The sequence below is a fragment of the Planctomonas deserti genome (assembly GCF_003067705.1).
Lineage (GTDB): Bacteria > Actinomycetota > Actinomycetes > Actinomycetales > Microbacteriaceae > Planctomonas > Planctomonas deserti.
In genome coordinates this window covers 185138-200426 of record NZ_QANL01000005.1, presented here as the reverse complement: position 1 = coordinate 200426, position 15289 = coordinate 185138, and the positions used below count along the sequence as shown (strand labels likewise).

At 71.1% G+C, this 15289-nt stretch carries 16 protein-coding genes; 8 read left to right on the top strand and 8 right to left on the bottom strand.

Annotated elements, in window-relative coordinates; genetic code table 11:
- Both DAI20_RS16735 and DAI20_RS16730 read right to left on the bottom strand, forming a co-directional pair.
- A partial coding sequence (locus DAI20_RS16735; RefSeq protein WP_159085118.1) for a hypothetical protein occupies positions 1-424 on the bottom strand: 424 nt, incomplete at its 3' end.
- Positions 425-606: 182 nt separating this feature from the next.
- Complete coding sequence (locus DAI20_RS16730; protein ID WP_108252852.1) at positions 607-1293, bottom strand: antibiotic biosynthesis monooxygenase; 687 nt, start codon at positions 1291-1293, stop codon at positions 607-609.
- Positions 1294-1539: 246 nt separating this feature from the next.
- Between DAI20_RS16730 and DAI20_RS16725 the strand changes: the two genes are divergently transcribed.
- Positions 1540-3036, top strand: coding sequence for an amino acid permease (locus tag DAI20_RS16725; RefSeq protein ID WP_240606139.1), 1497 nt, complete (start codon positions 1540-1542; stop codon positions 3034-3036).
- 53 nt (positions 3037-3089) lie between these two features.
- Here DAI20_RS16725 and DAI20_RS16720 read toward each other — a convergent pair whose 3' ends face one another.
- Positions 3090-4970: an amylosucrase gene (locus DAI20_RS16720; protein WP_108252850.1), complete on the bottom strand. Its 1881-nt coding sequence runs from the start codon at positions 4968-4970 to the stop codon at positions 3090-3092.
- 104 nt (positions 4971-5074) lie between these two features.
- Here DAI20_RS16720 and DAI20_RS16715 point away from each other — a divergent pair, with 104 nt between their 5' ends.
- From DAI20_RS16715 to DAI20_RS16705, 3 genes are all read left to right on the top strand, one after another.
- Positions 5075-6490, top strand: coding sequence for an MFS transporter (locus DAI20_RS16715; protein WP_108252849.1), 1416 nt, complete (start codon positions 5075-5077; stop codon positions 6488-6490).
- Positions 6491-6678: 188 nt separating this feature from the next.
- Positions 6679-8064 carry an MDR family MFS transporter gene (locus DAI20_RS16710; protein ID WP_108252869.1) on the top strand — a complete coding sequence of 462 codons (1386 nt, stop codon included), beginning with the start codon at positions 6679-6681 and terminating at the stop codon, positions 8062-8064.
- 136 nt (positions 8065-8200) lie between these two features.
- The gene (locus tag DAI20_RS16705) at positions 8201-8407 is read left to right on the top strand and encodes a DUF1918 domain-containing protein (protein WP_108252848.1); all 207 of its coding nucleotides are present in this window, start codon (positions 8201-8203) and stop codon (positions 8405-8407) included.
- Positions 8408-8490: 83 nt separating this feature from the next.
- Here DAI20_RS16705 and DAI20_RS16700 read toward each other — a convergent pair whose 3' ends face one another.
- Positions 8491-9567 carry an alkene reductase gene (locus DAI20_RS16700; RefSeq protein ID WP_108252847.1) on the bottom strand — a complete coding sequence of 359 codons (1077 nt, stop codon included), beginning with the start codon at positions 9565-9567 and terminating at the stop codon, positions 8491-8493.
- 204 nt (positions 9568-9771) lie between these two features.
- Between DAI20_RS16700 and DAI20_RS16695 the strand changes: the two genes are divergently transcribed.
- A complete protein-coding gene (locus DAI20_RS16695; protein ID WP_108252846.1) occupies positions 9772-10227 on the top strand; it encodes a GNAT family N-acetyltransferase in 456 nt (151 codons plus the stop codon).
- Positions 10228-10303: 76 nt separating this feature from the next.
- Positions 10304-10591 (top strand): hypothetical protein, encoded by a 288-nt coding sequence (locus tag DAI20_RS16690; RefSeq protein WP_108252845.1) that lies wholly within the window; start codon positions 10304-10306, stop codon positions 10589-10591.
- A 30-nt stretch (positions 10592-10621) separates the two neighbouring features.
- Here DAI20_RS16690 and DAI20_RS16685 read toward each other — a convergent pair whose 3' ends face one another.
- From DAI20_RS16685 to DAI20_RS16670, 4 genes are all read right to left on the bottom strand, one after another.
- A complete protein-coding gene (locus DAI20_RS16685) occupies positions 10622-10807 on the bottom strand; it encodes a hypothetical protein (protein WP_159085117.1) in 186 nt (61 codons plus the stop codon).
- Between the two features lie 9 nt (positions 10808-10816).
- Positions 10817-11563, bottom strand: coding sequence for a Pr6Pr family membrane protein (locus DAI20_RS16680; protein WP_240606134.1), 747 nt, complete (start codon positions 11561-11563; stop codon positions 10817-10819).
- Positions 11564-11581: 18 nt separating this feature from the next.
- Positions 11582-12370, bottom strand: a complete 789-nt coding sequence (locus DAI20_RS16675; protein ID WP_108252842.1) for a transglutaminase-like domain-containing protein — start codon at positions 12368-12370, stop codon at positions 11582-11584.
- A 76-nt stretch (positions 12371-12446) separates the two neighbouring features.
- The gene (locus DAI20_RS16670) at positions 12447-12938 is read right to left on the bottom strand and encodes an NUDIX hydrolase (RefSeq protein ID WP_108252841.1); all 492 of its coding nucleotides are present in this window, start codon (positions 12936-12938) and stop codon (positions 12447-12449) included.
- 159 nt (positions 12939-13097) lie between these two features.
- On the opposite strand from DAI20_RS16670, the gene DAI20_RS16665 reads away from it, so the two are divergent.
- Together DAI20_RS16665 and DAI20_RS16660 are read left to right on the top strand one after the other, a co-directional pair.
- A complete protein-coding gene (locus tag DAI20_RS16665; RefSeq protein WP_108252840.1) occupies positions 13098-13919 on the top strand; it encodes a DUF4097 family beta strand repeat-containing protein in 822 nt (273 codons plus the stop codon).
- Between the two features lie 268 nt (positions 13920-14187).
- On the top strand, positions 14188-15216 hold the full coding sequence (locus DAI20_RS16660) for an ABC transporter substrate-binding protein (protein WP_108252839.1): 1029 nt from the start codon (positions 14188-14190) through the stop codon (positions 15214-15216).
- The last annotated feature ends 73 nt before the right edge of the window (positions 15217-15289 follow it).

Here is a 15289-nt window from a genome sequence, read left to right as displayed (position 1 = left end):
ACACCTTCCCGTCGGTGACAGCGCGCGCGATCGGCGCGTGCCAGGGAATCTGCGGCGCGGGGAGTTCGGGGTGCTCGCGCTGTAGGGTCTCGACCGCATCGGTCTCGGCGAGCATCTTGCCCACCTCCACGATCGACACCGCCCCACCCTTCGTGGTGCCGGTGACCACCTCCACCATCGCCTGCGGGGTGCGGTAGCCCTCCTCTTGCGCGAGGCCGGCGGAGCCGAGGTCGGTGCTGGAGCGGCGGTTCAGCTCGCCCGCGATCCAGGCGGAGAAGGTGTCGCAGGACTGGCGCAGGTCGGCGATAGCGTGCAGCGCGTTCAGAAGGTCCTGCTTGGGCAGGAGCGTGAATGCGGCGGCAGAGTCGCCCAGGCGCGCGACCGTGTGCGCCGTGCGGAGGAGCGTCGTCGCCGGGGTTGCCATAGCACACATTCTACCACATCGAAGGTTTCTTCGATGAAGAACTTTTGACCCTGTGGAGAACTTCGGCGGGCCCGATAGAGGGAAGCGTGCGTCCCTTGGACAAGCTCAGGGACCGTGGTCGACCTATTCCGCGGTGGGAGGCGTCCCTTCGACCGTGGAACGCGCTCCGGGCGCGCGTTTTCTCAACGGATGCGGCGAGGCGGGGCCGCGAGCCAGTTCTTCAGGCGGGCCGTGACGAACGGGAGGATCCAGTAGGTCATCAGCGGCGTCAGCGCGGTCGTGGTCAGCAGCACCTTGAGGGCCGTCGGCAGGTCGTTCCAGCCCGGCACGACGGTCGTGACCAGCAGCGTGAACGCGAGGTTGACCGGGAAGAAGCCCAGCCAGATGCTCACCGCCTGCTTCCAGCGCGGCGGGGCCGTCCGCGGCACCTCCGCCACCGCATCGCCGGCACCACCCGCACCGCCACCACCGCGGGCACCCGCACCCCCGGCACCCGCAACACCCGCACCATCGAGATCCTTCGTGCTCACCGGGGCGTCGAACCAGCCCTCGATCCCCGTCACTCGGTGCACGCGCCGCTCCTCGACGAGACCACGGCCGCCCTCGAGCCAGCGCGTGCGCTCCGGCGAGTTCTGCCACGCGTCGAGCGTGTCCGCGTCCGCGAAGCGGTACAGCATGTGCCAGTCGGTCGAGTCCGCGGCCGACCGAACCCAGCCCGAGCCGAGGAAGCCGGGCCAGGTGTTCGCGAGGTTCACCCCCGCCTGCACCCATCGGGTGACCTCGGGAAGGCGGGAGGGGTCGACGCTTCGAGTGATCGATACCGTGACGGGTTGCGGTGTCGATACGAAGCCTGCTTGTGGCGAGCTCATGCGTCCCAGTATCCGGGCCCGGCGATTCCGGATTGGACCGGGCACGTTTCGGCGCCGTAAATTCTCCCTTTCGCCCCCGCGACGGGGGCGCGCGCACAGGCCTAGTATCTGCACCACCTCTGCCACACTTCACGACGATCCGAATTCGGGGACCAGATCATGACGGAACTGCACAACCCTCCGGGGCACGAGGACCACGACCCGGGACAGGAGCTCGAGAACGAGAGGGAGCTGACCGGCGACGCCATGATGGCGGCGCAGGACTTCTCCCACGAGCAGGAGGGCTACCACAAGACCCTCAAGCCGAGACAGCTGCAGATGATCGCCATCGGCGGCGCCATCGGCACCGGCCTGTTCCTCGGCGCGGGCGGCCGGCTCGCGTCGGCCGGCCCGTCCCTCGTGTTCGTCTACGCCGTCTGCGGATTCTTCGCGTTCCTCATCCTGCGCGCCCTGGGCGAGCTCGTGCTGCACCGCCCGTCGTCCGGCTCCTTCGTCTCCTACGCCCGCGAGTTCTACGGCGAGAAGGCGGCATTCGTTGCCGGCTGGATGTACTTCCTCAACTGGGCCATGACCGCGATCGTCGACGTCACCGCCGTCGCCCTGTACGTGAAGTTCTGGGACGCCTTCACCGACGTGCCGCAGTGGATCCTCGCGCTCATCGCGCTCGCGGTCGTGCTCGCCCTGAACCTCGTCTCGGTGAAGGTGTTCGGCGAGATGGAGTTCTGGTTCGCGATCATCAAGGTGCTGGCCCTCGTGGCCTTCCTCATCATCGGTACCGTGTTCCTCGCCTTCTCGTTCCCGACCCAGTTCGGGGACGGCAACACCGGCATCTCGATCCTCGCCGACAACGGCGGCTTCTTCCCGAACGGCCTCATCCCCACCGTCCTGGTGGTGCAGGGCGTCGTGTTCGCCTACGCGGCGATCGAGCTCGTCGGCACCGCCGCGGGCGAGACCGCGGACCCGAAGCGCATCATGCCGCGCGCCGTGAACACAGTCATCATCCGCATCGCCGTGTTCTACGTCGGGTCGGTGCTGCTGCTCTCGCTGCTCCTGCCCTACACGGCCTACAAGGCGGGCGAGAGCCCGTTCGTCACGTTCTTCTCGAGCATCGGCTCCCCCGCGGTCGGCGCGATCGCCGGCAACATCATGAACCTCGTGGTGCTCACGGCGGCGCTGTCCAGCCTGAACGCGGGCCTGTACTCCACCGGGCGCATCCTGCGGTCCATGTCCGCCGCCGGCGGGGCCCCCGCCTTCACGGGCCGAATGAGCTCGCACGGCGTCCCCTACGGCGGCATCCTGCTGACGGCCGCCATCACGCTGCTGGGCGTCGCGCTCAACGCGGTGGTGCCGGAGCAGGCCTTCGAGATCGTGCTCAACGTGTCGGCGCTCGGCATCGTGGCCGGCTGGGGCACCATCATCCTCTGCCAGATGAAGCTGCTGCGGTGGGTCAAGGAGGGGAAGGCCGAGCGGCCGTCGTTCCGGCTGTTCGGGGCGCCCTTCACCTCGTACCTGACGCTCGCGTTCCTGGTCGTCGTGCTGCTGCTCATGGCCATCGACTACCCGGTCGGCACGCTGACCATCGGCTCGCTGGCCATCATCATCCCGCTGCTGATCCTCGGCTGGTTCGCGTCCCGCGACCGGATCGCGGCCATCGCCAAGGAGCGCGAGGGCTACACGGGGCCGTTCCCGGTCGTACCCGAGCGCCCCGGGCTCGACGGGCGCCGCGACACCCCGTCCCACTGACGGCAGCGGGTCCCGTTGACGGCAGCGGATCCCGTTGACGCTGCGGGTCCGCGCTACCCCGCGCGGACCCGCAGCCACCGGAAGGTGTGCGCGGGCAGGACGAGCCCGCCGGACAGGTCGACGGGCGTCCCGCCGGCCAGGATGTCCACGGCGCTGGCCGGCAGCCCGGACAGCGTGCGGGGCGCGACCGTCTGCGGGTCGTCGGCGAAGTTGGCGAATACGACGATCGCGGTGCCGGCGTCGCCCGGCCGCTGGTAGCCGAGCACGTGCCGGTTGTTCGTGGCGAACGGCACCAGCCGCCCGCCGGCGAACTCCGGGGTTGCGGCCCGCGCCGCGATGAGCGCTCGCAGCCCCTGGAAGACCGCTCCCGCATCCGTCGAGGGATCCTCGCGCTGGGCGTACCGGTCGGCGGGGTACGGGGGCCGGCCCACCCACCGGCTGTCCTCGGCGTGCCCGGGCACGTCGAGGTAGCCGTAGTCGTTGAGCTGCCCCACCTCGTCGCCGAGGTAGAGCAGCGGAACGCCTCCGGTGCTGAGCGCGATCGAGTGCGCGAGCAGGATGCGGCCGATGGCGCCGTCGTCGCCCGCCTCGAGCCCGGCGAGCGAGGCCGTCGTACCCGAGATGCGGCAGTCCCCCGTGCGCGGGTTGTCCTGGAACGGCACCCCGCGGGCGTAGCTCCCGGGGAAGCGGTTGACGAAGAAGCTGTTGAGGAAGCGTCGATGCGCGTGCCCGTCGAGGCCGAGCTCCGCCGCGTCCTCGTCCGCGAAGGTCCAGCCGATGTCGTCGTGGCTGCGCACGTAGTTCACCCAGGCGGTGCCCTCGGGCAGCGCGTGCCGCCGCTCGAGGGCCTGCGACAGCAGCCCGACGTCGCGGGTCGCGAGCGAGCTCCAGATCAGCGCCATCTGCAGCGGGTTGTAGCTCAGCTGGCACTCGTGCGGATCTATGTACTGGATCACCTCGTCCGGATGCACGATGGCCTCGGACTTGAACAGCAGGGACGGCGCCGCGATGCGGCACACCGCGTTGAACGCCTGCAGGAGCCAGTGCGCCTGGGGCAGGCTCTCGCAGGTCGTGCCGAGCTCCTTCCAGATGAATGCGACGGCGTCCATGCGCAGCACGTCGACGCCCTGGTTGGCGAGGAACAGCATCTCCCGCGCCATGGCGCGGAAGACGGCGGGGTTGCGGTAGTTGAGGTCCCACTGGAAGGAGTGGAACGTCGCCCAGACCCAGCGCCCGTCGTCGAGCTGCACGAAAGAGCCCGGGTGGTCGTCGGGGAAGATCTCGCGCACCGTGCGCTCGTACGCGTCCGGCCCCTCCCGGTCGGGGAAGATCCAGTAGAAGCCCTCGAACTCCGGGTCCCCCGCCCGCGCCCGTCGCGCCCACTCGTGCTCGTTCGAGGTGTGGTTGAAGATGAAGTCGACGACGAGGGAGATGCCGCTCTCCCGCAGCTCCCCGGCGAGCCGCCGCAGGTCGGCCATGGTGCCGAGGGCGGGATTCACGTCGCGGTAGCTCGACACCGCGTAGCCGCCGTCGGAGTTCTCCTCGGGCGCCAGGAACAGGGGCATGAGGTGCAGGTAGGTGAGCCCCAGCTCGCGGAAGTAGGGGATGCGCGCCCGCAGCCGCTCCAGGTCGCCCGCGTACAGGTCGACGTAGCAGACGCCGCCCAGCATGCGGTTCGACTGGAACCAGTCGGGCTGCTCCGCGCGGTCCGCGTCCAGGGCCCGCAGCTCGGCGGGACGGTCCTGCCAGGACACGGCCGCGTCGTCGAGCAGCAGCTCAAGCTCACGCCCCGCCTCCGGCCCGTCGCCGTAGATGTCCCGGAACAGACCCGTGAGCCGGGGCAGCTCGGCCTCCGCCCTGAGCAGGAAGCCCGCCCAGTCGTCCTCGCTGGTGTCCGGGCGCCGGAGCGCGTCGAGCCGGGTGCCGAGAGACATCGCGGGTCCCCTTCGTCGGTGACGGGATGGTGGTCGGCATCGGCGTCGACACCGCTGCCGCCAGTGTAGGAGCGCGGGACGCCCGGGAATGGGAGACTGACCCGATGTCCTCCCCCGTGATCAGCGAGAGCCGCTCGGCGCGGCTCGACCGACTGCCTTTCACCCGCCGGCATGGCACGCTCCTCACCGGATCCGGCATCGGCTGGGCGCTCGACGCCCTCGACGTCGGGCTCATCTCCTTCGTCATCGCTCAGCTCGCCGTCACCTGGAGCGCCGACGCCGCGGCGCTCTCCTGGGTCGCGTCGGCCGGTTTCGCCGGCATGGCCGTCGGCGCCGCGGTCGGCGGTCTGCTGGCCGACCGCATCGGCCGCCGCAACGTCTTCGCCCTTACCCTGCTCGTCTACGGGCTCGCCACCGGCCTGTCCGCGCTGTCCTGGTCGGTCGGCGTCCTGCTCGTGCTCCGCTTCGTCGTGGGTCTCGGCCTGGGAGCCGAGCTGCCCGTCGCCTCGACCCTCGTCAGCGAGTTCGCGCCCGCGCGCATCCGCGGCCGCATCGTCGTGCTCCTCGAGGCGTTCTGGGCGGTGGGCTGGATCGGCGCCGCGGTCATTGGCTACCTGGTGATCCCCGCGAGCCCGGACGGCTGGCGCTGGGCGCTCCTCATCGGGGCGGTCCCCGCCGTGTGGGCGGTGATCGTGCGGCTGCGCCTGCCGGAGTCGGTGCGGTTCCTCGAGTCGAAGGGCAGGCACGACGAGGCGGAGCGGGTCGTGCGCGTGTTCGAGGACGCCGCGCGGGCGAAGGATCCATCCGGCGCGGCCATCGCGCAGCGGGCCGCCGGGACGGGGCCTGCCGTGGCGGCGCCCGCCGCGGCACACGGGTCGGCGCTCCCCGTGCCCGCGGACCCCGCCGCCGACGCGGTGCGCACCCGTGTCGCCGACCTGTTCGCGCCGAGCCTCCGCCGCCGCACGCGCGCCATCTGGCTCGTCTGGTTCGCGGTCAACTTCTCCTACTACGGCGCGTTCATCTGGCTGCCGAGCCTGCTCGTGGCCGCGGGCTTCCCGCTCGTGCGCTCCTTCGAGTACACGCTGATCATCACGCTCGCCCAGCTGCCCGGCTACCTCGCCTCCGCCTACCTCGTGGAGAAGTGGGGGCGGCGGGTCACGCTCGCGACCTTCCTCGCCGGGTCCGCCGTGTCCGCCGCGCTTTTCGGCTTCGGGGCCGTGAGTGGCTCGGAGGCGCAGATCATCGCGTTCGGGATGTTGCTCTCCTTCTTCAACCTCGGCGCCTGGGGCGCGCTCTACGCCGTCACCCCGGAGCTGTACCCGACGGCCCTGCGCGGCACGGGCGCCGGCTGGGCGGCGGGCGTCGGCCGCATCGCCTCGATCGTCGCCCCGCTCGCCGTGCCACCGCTGCTGGCGTTCGGCGGCGCGCCTGTGCTGTTCGTCGTGTTCTCGGCGGTGTTCGTGGTCGCCGCGCTCGGCGCCCTCGCCCTGCCCGAGCTGAAAGGCGTGCCGCTGGACTGACCCCGGGCGGGAATAGCCCGAACCGTGCAGACATTGCATCTTTCTGTGGTCGGCGGCAGGGCGCCTCTCGTCGGCCGCAGGCATCCACCCCGACCCCGGCCGGCACACCGCACGTGAGGACATCAGTGAGCAGCGACACCCTGAACGTCGGCTTCCGCTCGGAGCGCGGCCCCATCCTCATCGCCCTGATGGTGACCACCGGGCTCGTGGCCATCGACGCCACGATCCTCGCGACCGCGGTGCCGTCCATCGTCAAGGACATCGGCGGCTTCTCCCAGTTCCCCTGGCTCTTCTCGATCTACCTCCTCGCCCAGGCCGTATCCGTGCCGATTTACGCGAAGCTCTCCGACGTGGTCGGGCGGAAACCGATCATCCTCATCGGGGTCGGCCTCTTCCTGCTGGGCTCCGTGCTGTGCGGCCTCGCCTGGAGCATGCCCGCCCTCATCGCCTTCCGCGTCGTGCAGGGCCTCGGCGCCGGCGCCGTGCAGCCCATGGCCATCACGATCGCCGGGGACATCTACACCGTCGCCGAGCGCGCGAAGACGCAGGGCTACCTGGCGAGCGTCTGGGCCATCTCGTCCGTGGTCGGCCCGACCCTCGGCGGACTGTTCTCCCAGTTCCTGTCCTGGCGCTGGATCTTCTTCGTGAACGTGCCGCTCTGCATCCTCGCCATGGTGCTGCTCGTGCGGGTGTTCCACGAGGACATCGAGCACCGCAGGCACCGGGTCGACTACCTCGGCGCCGCCCTGCTCACCGTCTCGCTGAGCCTGCTCATCCTCGCGGTGCTCGAGGGCGGCCAGGCGTGGGCCTGGGACTCCTGGCAGAGCATCGGGGCCTTCGCACTCGGCGCCGTGCTGCTCGTCGCGTTCCTGTTCGCGGAGCGCCGCGCCGAGGAGCCCGTGCTCCCCCTCTGGGTGTTCTCGCGCCGGCTCCTGCTCACCACCGCGTTCGTGTCGCTCGGCGTCGGTGCCGTGCTGATCGGGCTGACGTCCTACGTGCCCACCTACCTCGAGGGCTCGCTCGGCACGACCCCCCTCGTGGCCGGCCTCGCCCTCGCGATGCTCACGATCGGCTGGCCGATCTCGGCGTCCCTCTCCGGGCGCCTCTACCTGCGCATCGGGTTCCGCAGCACGGTGCTGATCGGCACCGCGCTCGTGGTGGCGGGCACGATCGTGCTCGCGACGTTCGCCTCGACGCCGGGCCTCGTCGTCGTGTCGCTCAGCTGCTTCCTGGTGGGCCTCGGCCTCGGGCTGGTCGCGACCCCGAGCCTCATCGCCGCCCAGGCCAGCGTCGAGTGGAACGAGCGCGGCGTCGTCACCGGCGCGAACCTGTTCTCCCGCTCCATCGGCAGCGCGGTCGGCGTGGCCATCTACGGCGCCATCGCGAACGCCATCTTCGCGGCGACGCCGTCCGGCGAGGACTCCCCCGCCGTCGTGGAGGCCGCGTCCGGCAGCGTGTTCCTCGCCGTCGCGATCACCGCCGTCATCGTCGTCGGCGCGGCGCTCGCGATGCCGAGGCGCCGGCACGCGACGGAGCCGTCGTCCGACGTCGCGCCGGAGCCCGCGGCCGGCTAGCCGCGCCCCGCGCTCCGCGCTCCGCGCTGCGACCTCACGGCAGGCTCCCGCCGCTCTACCCCTCGGGCGTCCGCCGCGCGACAATACCGGTACGCGAGACAAGCGAGCGCTTGCCCAATGGAGGGAGAAGCCGATCATGCACGCTGCCATCGGAGACCTGATCGTCGTCCGCAGTCCCCACGAGGGAGGCGCACGCGACGGGACCATCGTCGAGGTCCACGGCCCGGACGGCTCGCCGCCCTACATGGTGCGCTGGTCCGGGGACGAGCACACGTCGCTGGTCTTCCCGGGCCCCGACGCCACGGTCCACTCCGGGGCCGGGCACACCGCCACCAACGCGTGAGGTGCCCGATTCGGCTCTCCTTCGCGGGAAGGAAGAGCCGAACCGGGCACCTCAGGTGAGAAACGCGGGGGCGCGCGGGGGCGCTACGCCGTGAGGCGCGGGTAGTCCGTGTAGCCCTCGGCGCCCTCCGCGTAGAACGTCGCCGGGTTCGGCTCGTTCTCGGGGTGCTCGCCCTGCCAGCGCTCGACGAGGTCGGGGTTGGCGATGGCGGCACGGCCGACCGCGACCGCATCCGCGTGGGACTGCTCGATGAGCGTCACGGCCTCGTCCCGCGAGGTGACCCGGCCGAATCCACTGTTGATCACGAGCGGACCGCCGAAGCGGGTGCGCAGGTCCTGCACGAGCTCACCGGTGGGGTTGCTGTGCAGGATGCTCAGGTAGGCCAGGCCCAGCGGGGCGATGCCGTCGACGAGGGCGTCGTAGGTCGCCTTCACGTCGTCGATGTCGGTCTCGACCACGTCCTGGATGTTGTGCATGGGCGAGAGACGGATGCCCACGCGCCCGGCGCCGACGGCCTCCGCCACCGCGCGGGTCACCTCGACCACGAAGCGCGCGCGGTTCTCCGGCGATCCGCCGTACGCGTCCTCGCGCTGGTTCGACACGGGCGACAGGAACTCGTGCAGCAGGTAGCCGTTCGCGCCGTGCACCTCGACGCCGTCGAGGCCGGCCTCGTTGACGGCGCGCTTCGCGGCGACGACGAACTCGTCGCGCACCGTCGCCAGCTCCTCGGTCGTGAGGGCGTGCGGCACCGGGAAGGGCACCTTGCCGCTGGGGGTGTGCGCCTCGCCCTCGATGGCGATGGCGCTCGGCGCGACGATGCGGTCGGTGCCGGTGATCTCGGTGTGCGAGACCCGCCCGCCGTTCATGATCTGCATGACGATGCGGCCACCGCGCGCGTGCACGGCTTCGGCCACACGACGCCAGCCCTCGACCTGGGCGTCCGTGACGATGCCGGGCTGCCCGGGGTACGCGCGCGACTCCGCGCTCGGGAACGTGCCCTCGCTGATGATGAGCCCAAGGCTCGCGCGCTGCGCGTAGTGCTCGGCCACGAGGTCGCCCGGCACGCCGTCGGCGCTGGAGCGCAGGCGGGTGAGGGGCGCCATCACGACGCGGTTGGGCAGGTGCAGGTCCCCGAGGGAGACGGGTGAGAACAGATCCATGAAGGCAGCCTTTCAACATTCGCTTGTGCGCCACCTGCGTGGCGGCACCCCCTGGCCAACCCGCTCCCCCGAGGCGCTATTCCGGCTCCCGGAAATCTCCGGGCGGGTCCGGAGGCGTCCGGAGCCGGTCCACCGTTATCGTGAACGAGTGCCCCGCCTCGACGTCCCACCCGCGCTGGATGCTGAACGAGAAGGGGCCGCGCAGTGACCGACGTGACCGTCCGGCCTGTCTCGGACGATGACGTCGAGGAGTGGTCGGCTCTCTTCCGCGCGTACCGGGACTTCTACCGCCTCCCCCCCGACCCGCATGTGGTCGATCGCGTCTGGGGTTGGCTCGTCGACCAGGATCATGAGGTCAACGCATTCGTGGCAGAGGTGGAGGGAAGGGTGGTCGGCTTCGCCCACTACCGGCCGTTCTCCCGGCCCTCGACAGGAACGGTGGGGCTCTACCTCGACGACCTCTTCGCCTCCCCGGACGTGCGCGGCACCGGAGTGGGCAGGGCCCTCGTCGACGAGGTCACCGCGGTGGCACGGAGGGACGGCCGAAGCGTCGTCCGGTGGATCACCGCGGAGGACAACGTGCAGGCGCGTCGCCTGTACGACGGTCTCGCTCACGCCACTCACTGGGTCACCTACGACCGCATCCCGAACCCCGCCTAGCGCCCGAAGGACCGGTTCGCCACCGGGACCCGGCCACGCCGACTCACGCGCCGCGGGGCCTGCCTAGCATGGAGGGATGCGGTGCGTCAGCGCCGATGACGACGACGACAGGGAGCAGCCCATGGGCCACGACGACAGCATGAGTTCGGGAAGCCGCGGCGAGGGCAAGGTCAACGACCACCACGGCGAAGGCGTTCCCATCGACTCGATCGAGGCCGCGGCTCAGGGCGCGGTCGCCGACGACACCAGCCGCAACGGGGACGAGAACGAGGAGACCTCGGGCGACGCCCACACAATGGGCGGCCCGGTGACGGCGGGCGGGGACGACTACACGGCGGTCAACCCCGGGGGCGTCTCCCCGTAGTACTCCGCTAGCTAGGCCGTACTCCGCTAGCTAGGCCGCCATGGCGACGAGCGGGCGGCAGTCGGCGCAGAGCGGGTGGTCCGCGTCACGCTCGATGTCGAGGTCGCCGCTGCAGTCCGCGCACGTGGCGTGGTCCGCGCAGCGGCCGCACAGGCCGTCCCAGCTGTCGCCGTTCGTGTTCGTGTCGCCGCACTCGCGGCACAGGTCCTCGTTCATGCCCACAGGTTAGGTCCGCCCGCCGACATTCCCGGGGAGGCGCGGCCGAACGTCGTCGTTCGTCGTGCGCGAACGCCGTCGGCGCGAGCTGAGGATGACGAGCGCGGACAGCGAGGTGATGAGCGCGGAGATCGCGACGACGTAGAGGGACGTCGTGCCGTACCCGCCGGGCGAGGTGTCCGGGTTCAGGAACGGATAGGGGTACCAGTTCGTGTCCGTGCGGGTGTCGAGCGCGATCGGGCCGCGCGCGAACGTGTACGCGGCCCAGGCCAGCGGTATCGCCACGGCGATCCACAGCATGCGCCAGCCGAGCGGCCGGCGGTCGGGGGCGAGCACCCAATCGAGCACGAGGCAGATCGGCCCGTAGAGATGCAGCCATTCGTTGGACCACGGCACGACGGATCCGTCGTCGGTCTCGATGGGCCGCAGCAGCAGGTTGTAGGCGATCGCGGTCGTCGCCGTGTACACGACGATCAGCGCACGGGCGACGAGGAACCACGACGGAGGATCCGGCCGGGTCAGCAGGAACGCGGCCCCCGCGGCGAGCACGACCACCGCGGCGATGCCCGACTGCATGGTGAAGTAGCTGAAGAACCCCAGCACCAGGAACGGGATGTCCGCGCCCTCCTGGGTCTGCCAGAAGCCGATGCTGTGGGCGAGCTGCATCGCGACGGCGAGGGCGTACGTGGCGGCGAAGGCCACCCGCAGCAGCGCGAAGGAGCGGCGCGCGCTCCCCACGACGGCGAGACGAGGCACGAGGACAGGCTAATCCCGCTAGGCCAGGCGGACGAGCTCCGCGACGTCGTCGGCCGGGAGCTCGTCGACGACGCAGAGGACCTCCATCGACACGAGGGTCGCGAAGCCGCGGCGCGTGGTCAGGAACGCCGTGTCTGCGGCGTCGCGCCCGGTCGCGATGCGCATCATGCTCCTGCGGGGAGCGAGGCCGGTCGCGTCGACGATCTGCCAGGCGCCGTCGACGTAGGCCTCGGCCACGGCATGGAAGTCCATGGGGTAGAGCCCCGGGGCGTACACGGACACGAGGCGGGCCGGCACGTCGAGAGCGCGGAGCAGGGCGACCACGAGGTGGGCGTAGTCGCGGCAGACGCCGCTGCGCATCAGCAGCGTGCGCACGGCGCCGTCGGTGGGCGACGTGAACTGGGGCTGGTACGACAGCTCCCCCCGCACCCAGGTGCTCACGGCCGCGAGGAGGTCGGCCCCGGCGAGGCCCGAGAACTGCGAGCGGGCGGTGGGGCCGAGGGTGTCGGACTCGCAGTACCTGCTGGGCCGCAGGTAGCGGATCTCGTTCAGCTCGCTCCAGTCCGCGCCGGGCAGCGCTCCGTGCACCTCGACGCGGTAGTCGACGACGACGCGGCCGCCGGGGCTGTCGACCAGGTGCAGGCGGGTGCCGTGCTCGTCCAGGGTCTCGCGGATCTCGAGCTCGGTGCCGTCGCTGACGGCGGTGAGCGACTCCGACACGGTCGGTCCGTTGACCGCGACGGAAAGGATCAGCTGCACGCCGGGGTCGGTGTCCAGTTCGAGATGCGCGTAAGCCTGTCGTTCCACCGCCTGATGATCGCACGTCCGGGGTCCCCGGACGTCATCGCGAGTCCTCGCCGGGCGCGTCCACCCGGTGGGCGTCTCAGCGGGACGGCTCAGCCAGTGACGCCTCGAGCGCCGCGAGCATCGGCAGCTGTCCCGACACGATGGCCTCCCGCGCCTCGGCGAGCGGAAACCATCGGGCCTCGTCGATCTCCGGGTACTCCCGGATCACGCCCGATCCCCTCGGCCACTCCAGCGTGAAGGTGTTGCTGCGCACCTCGTCGACGGTGAAGTCGGTCATGCCCGCGAAGGCGACCACGACCTTGCCCGACGACTGCCGGAACTCTCCCAGCCGTCGGTAGTCCGCCGGGGGCGCCGGCGCGCCGATCTCCTCCGCGAACTCGCGGAGCGCCGCCTCGCGCTCGTCCTCACCGGGCTCCAGCAGCCCCTTCGGGATGCCCCAGGCCCGCGGGCGTCGCCGCCAGAAGGGCCCGCCCATGTGGCCGAGCCAGACCTGCACGTCCCCGTCCCCCGCCGCGTCCCCGTCCCCGTCCGTGCGGTACAGCAGAATCCCCGCGCTTCTCTCCGGCATGCCCGCTCCCGCCTCTGCGCCGGCCGAGAGGCGAGGCCGCCGCGCCGGGTGTCCATTCTGACCGGTGCCGCCGTGCGACGGGGACCGGGGGTCCGCCCCCTGGCATCGGCGGCTCAGGCCTCGCTACCATCGGGCCAGACATCGGATTCGAGGCACAGCATGACCGCATCGCCGCAGTTCCCGGAGCCGTCCCGCCGCCAGGGCGGAGGGCTGTCGACCGGCACGAAGCTCCTCCTGTTCGTGGGGCTCCCGCTCCTCGCCCTCGCGCTGCTCGTCGGGGGCCTCAGCGTTCTCGTCCCCGCGCTCCGCGCGACGCCCGTCGCCCTCGCGGAAAGCGCCGAGGCGGGGTCGTCGGTGCTCGTCGAGGTGCCCAGCGCGGCGCTCGACTTCCGCCCCGGCACGGGGAACGAGGTCCGTGCCGAGGCCGTCGGTCGCTACACGGGCCCGGCTCCGACGCTGACCGTGAGCACCGAGGGCGACGAGACCGTGATCCGCGGCGGCTGCGCCGAGCGCTGGCTCACCCTGTGCCGGGTGCGGATCACGGTGACGCTCCCCGCATCCGCGGACCTCCGGGTGGTGAGCCAGAACGGCAAGGTGACCGCGGAGGGCCTGAGCGGTGACGTCGCCGTCACCACATCGAACGGCGGGCTGGAGCTCACCCAACTCAGCGGCAGGCTCGACCTGAGCACGACCAACGGGGCGATCGAGGTCGAGGACGCGACCTCCTCCGAGGTGACGGCGCGGACGACGAACGGGGGCGTCGAGGTCGAGCTGCAGGACGCTCCGCGCTCGGTGGACGTCTCGACCACGAACGGCGGCATCACGGTGCGCGTCCCGCCGGACGAGGACTACTACGTCGACGCCCGCACCACGAACGGCAACGTGCGCACCGAGGGGGTGCCCATCGATCGCCGGGCCGACCGGGAGATCGTGGCGCGGACCGTGAACGGCGGCATCACCGTCGAGCCGAGCGACGACTAGCGAGCCGGCCGTGGCCACCCGGCCCAGCTCGACGGGGGAACGCCGGGGCGGAGCCGTTCGCCGGTTCCCGGGTGTGAAGGCTCACATCCGTCGTGAAGCGCCCGGGCGGTGGTTATCCGACCGTTACCAACCGCGCCCGGCGCGCTCTTGTGCCGCGCAAATTGTGAACGCTAACATCGCGCTCATGGTCAGAACGGACTGACCGCCCCGGCCTTCTCGCTCCACGCAGCGACGCCGCCGGGCAACTGAACGAGGAGGTTTGGTTCGCATGAGAAGAGTCAACGGGGCACGATCCGGCACGACACGGAAGCACGCGGCGCGGGTCGCCGGAATCGCGGCGGTCGCCGCGCTCGCGGTCACCCTCAGCGGTTGCGCGGGAGGCGGCGGCGACCAGGCCGCGAGCGGCCCGAAGGACGCGGGCGACATCGTCGTCGGCTTCGCCCAGGTCGGTGCGGAGAGCGGATGGCGCACCGCGAACACGAAGGACATCCAGCGGGCGTTCAAGGACGCCGGCATCGAGCTCAAGTTCTCCGACGCCCAGCAGAAGCAGGAGAACCAGATCAAGGCGATCCGCTCCTACATCACGCAGCAGGTCGACGTGATCGCCTTCTCCCCCGTCGTCGAGACGGGCTGGGACGCGGTGCTCAAGGAGGCGAAGGACGCCGGCATCCCCGTCGTGCTCACCGACCGCGCCGTCGACTCCGAGGACGAGACGCTGTACGAGAGCTTCCTCGGCTCCGACTTCATCGAGGAGGGCAAGAAGGCCGGCCAGTGGGTCGTCGAGGAGTACGCCGACCAGACCGAGCCGGTGGAGATCATCCAGCTCGAGGGCACAACGGGGGCGGCGCCGGCCATCGACCGCGCCGAAGGCTTCGCGGAGGTCATCGGCGCGGACGAGAAGTTCCAGGTCGTCGCGTCGCAGACCGGCGACTTCACCCGCGCGGGCGGCAAGCAGGTCGCCGAGGCGCTGCTCAAGTCGAACCCGGGCGTCGACCTGATCTACGCCCACAACGACGACATGGGACTCGGCGCGATCGAGGCCATCGAGGCCGCCGGAATGGTGCCGGGGCAGGACATCAAGATCGTCACGGTGGACGCGGTGAAGGACGGCATGACCGCCCTGGCCGAGGGCAAGATCAACTTCATCGTCGAGTGCTCCCCGCTGCTCGGCGACCAGCTGGTCGACATCGTGAAGAAGGTCGTCGCCGGTGAGGACGTGGAGAAGCGCATCATCACCGAGGAGACCACCTTCACGCAGGAGCAGGCCGTCGAGGCGCTGCCCGAGCGCCAGTACTGATCCGACGGGAGCGGGTGCGGGCCGGTCGACGGCCCGCACCCGCACCGGCACCCCCGGCGTCCGCACCGGCATC

Coding starts and splice junctions, on each gene's coding strand:
- DAI20_RS16730 (WP_108252852.1), bottom strand. CDS start 1,293: ATGAGCTCGCCACAAGCAGGCTTCGTATCGACACCGCAACCCGTCACG.
- DAI20_RS16725 (WP_240606139.1), top strand. CDS start 1,540: ATGATGGCGGCGCAGGACTTCTCCCACGAGCAGGAGGGCTACCACAAG.
- DAI20_RS16720 (WP_108252850.1), bottom strand. CDS start 4,970: ATGTCTCTCGGCACCCGGCTCGACGCGCTCCGGCGCCCGGACACCAGC.
- DAI20_RS16715 (WP_108252849.1), top strand. CDS start 5,075: ATGTCCTCCCCCGTGATCAGCGAGAGCCGCTCGGCGCGGCTCGACCGA.
- DAI20_RS16710 (WP_108252869.1), top strand. CDS start 6,679: ATGGTGACCACCGGGCTCGTGGCCATCGACGCCACGATCCTCGCGACC.
- DAI20_RS16705 (WP_108252848.1), top strand. CDS start 8,201: ATGCACGCTGCCATCGGAGACCTGATCGTCGTCCGCAGTCCCCACGAG.
- DAI20_RS16700 (WP_108252847.1), bottom strand. CDS start 9,567: ATGGATCTGTTCTCACCCGTCTCCCTCGGGGACCTGCACCTGCCCAAC.
- DAI20_RS16690 (WP_108252845.1), top strand. CDS start 10,304: ATGCGGTGCGTCAGCGCCGATGACGACGACGACAGGGAGCAGCCCATG.
- DAI20_RS16685 (WP_159085117.1), bottom strand. CDS start 10,807: ATGAACGAGGACCTGTGCCGCGAGTGCGGCGACACGAACACGAACGGC.
- DAI20_RS16670 (WP_108252841.1), bottom strand. CDS start 12,938: ATGCCGGAGAGAAGCGCGGGGATTCTGCTGTACCGCACGGACGGGGAC.
- DAI20_RS16665 (WP_108252840.1), top strand. CDS start 13,098: ATGACCGCATCGCCGCAGTTCCCGGAGCCGTCCCGCCGCCAGGGCGGA.
- DAI20_RS16660 (WP_108252839.1), top strand. CDS start 14,188: ATGAGAAGAGTCAACGGGGCACGATCCGGCACGACACGGAAGCACGCG.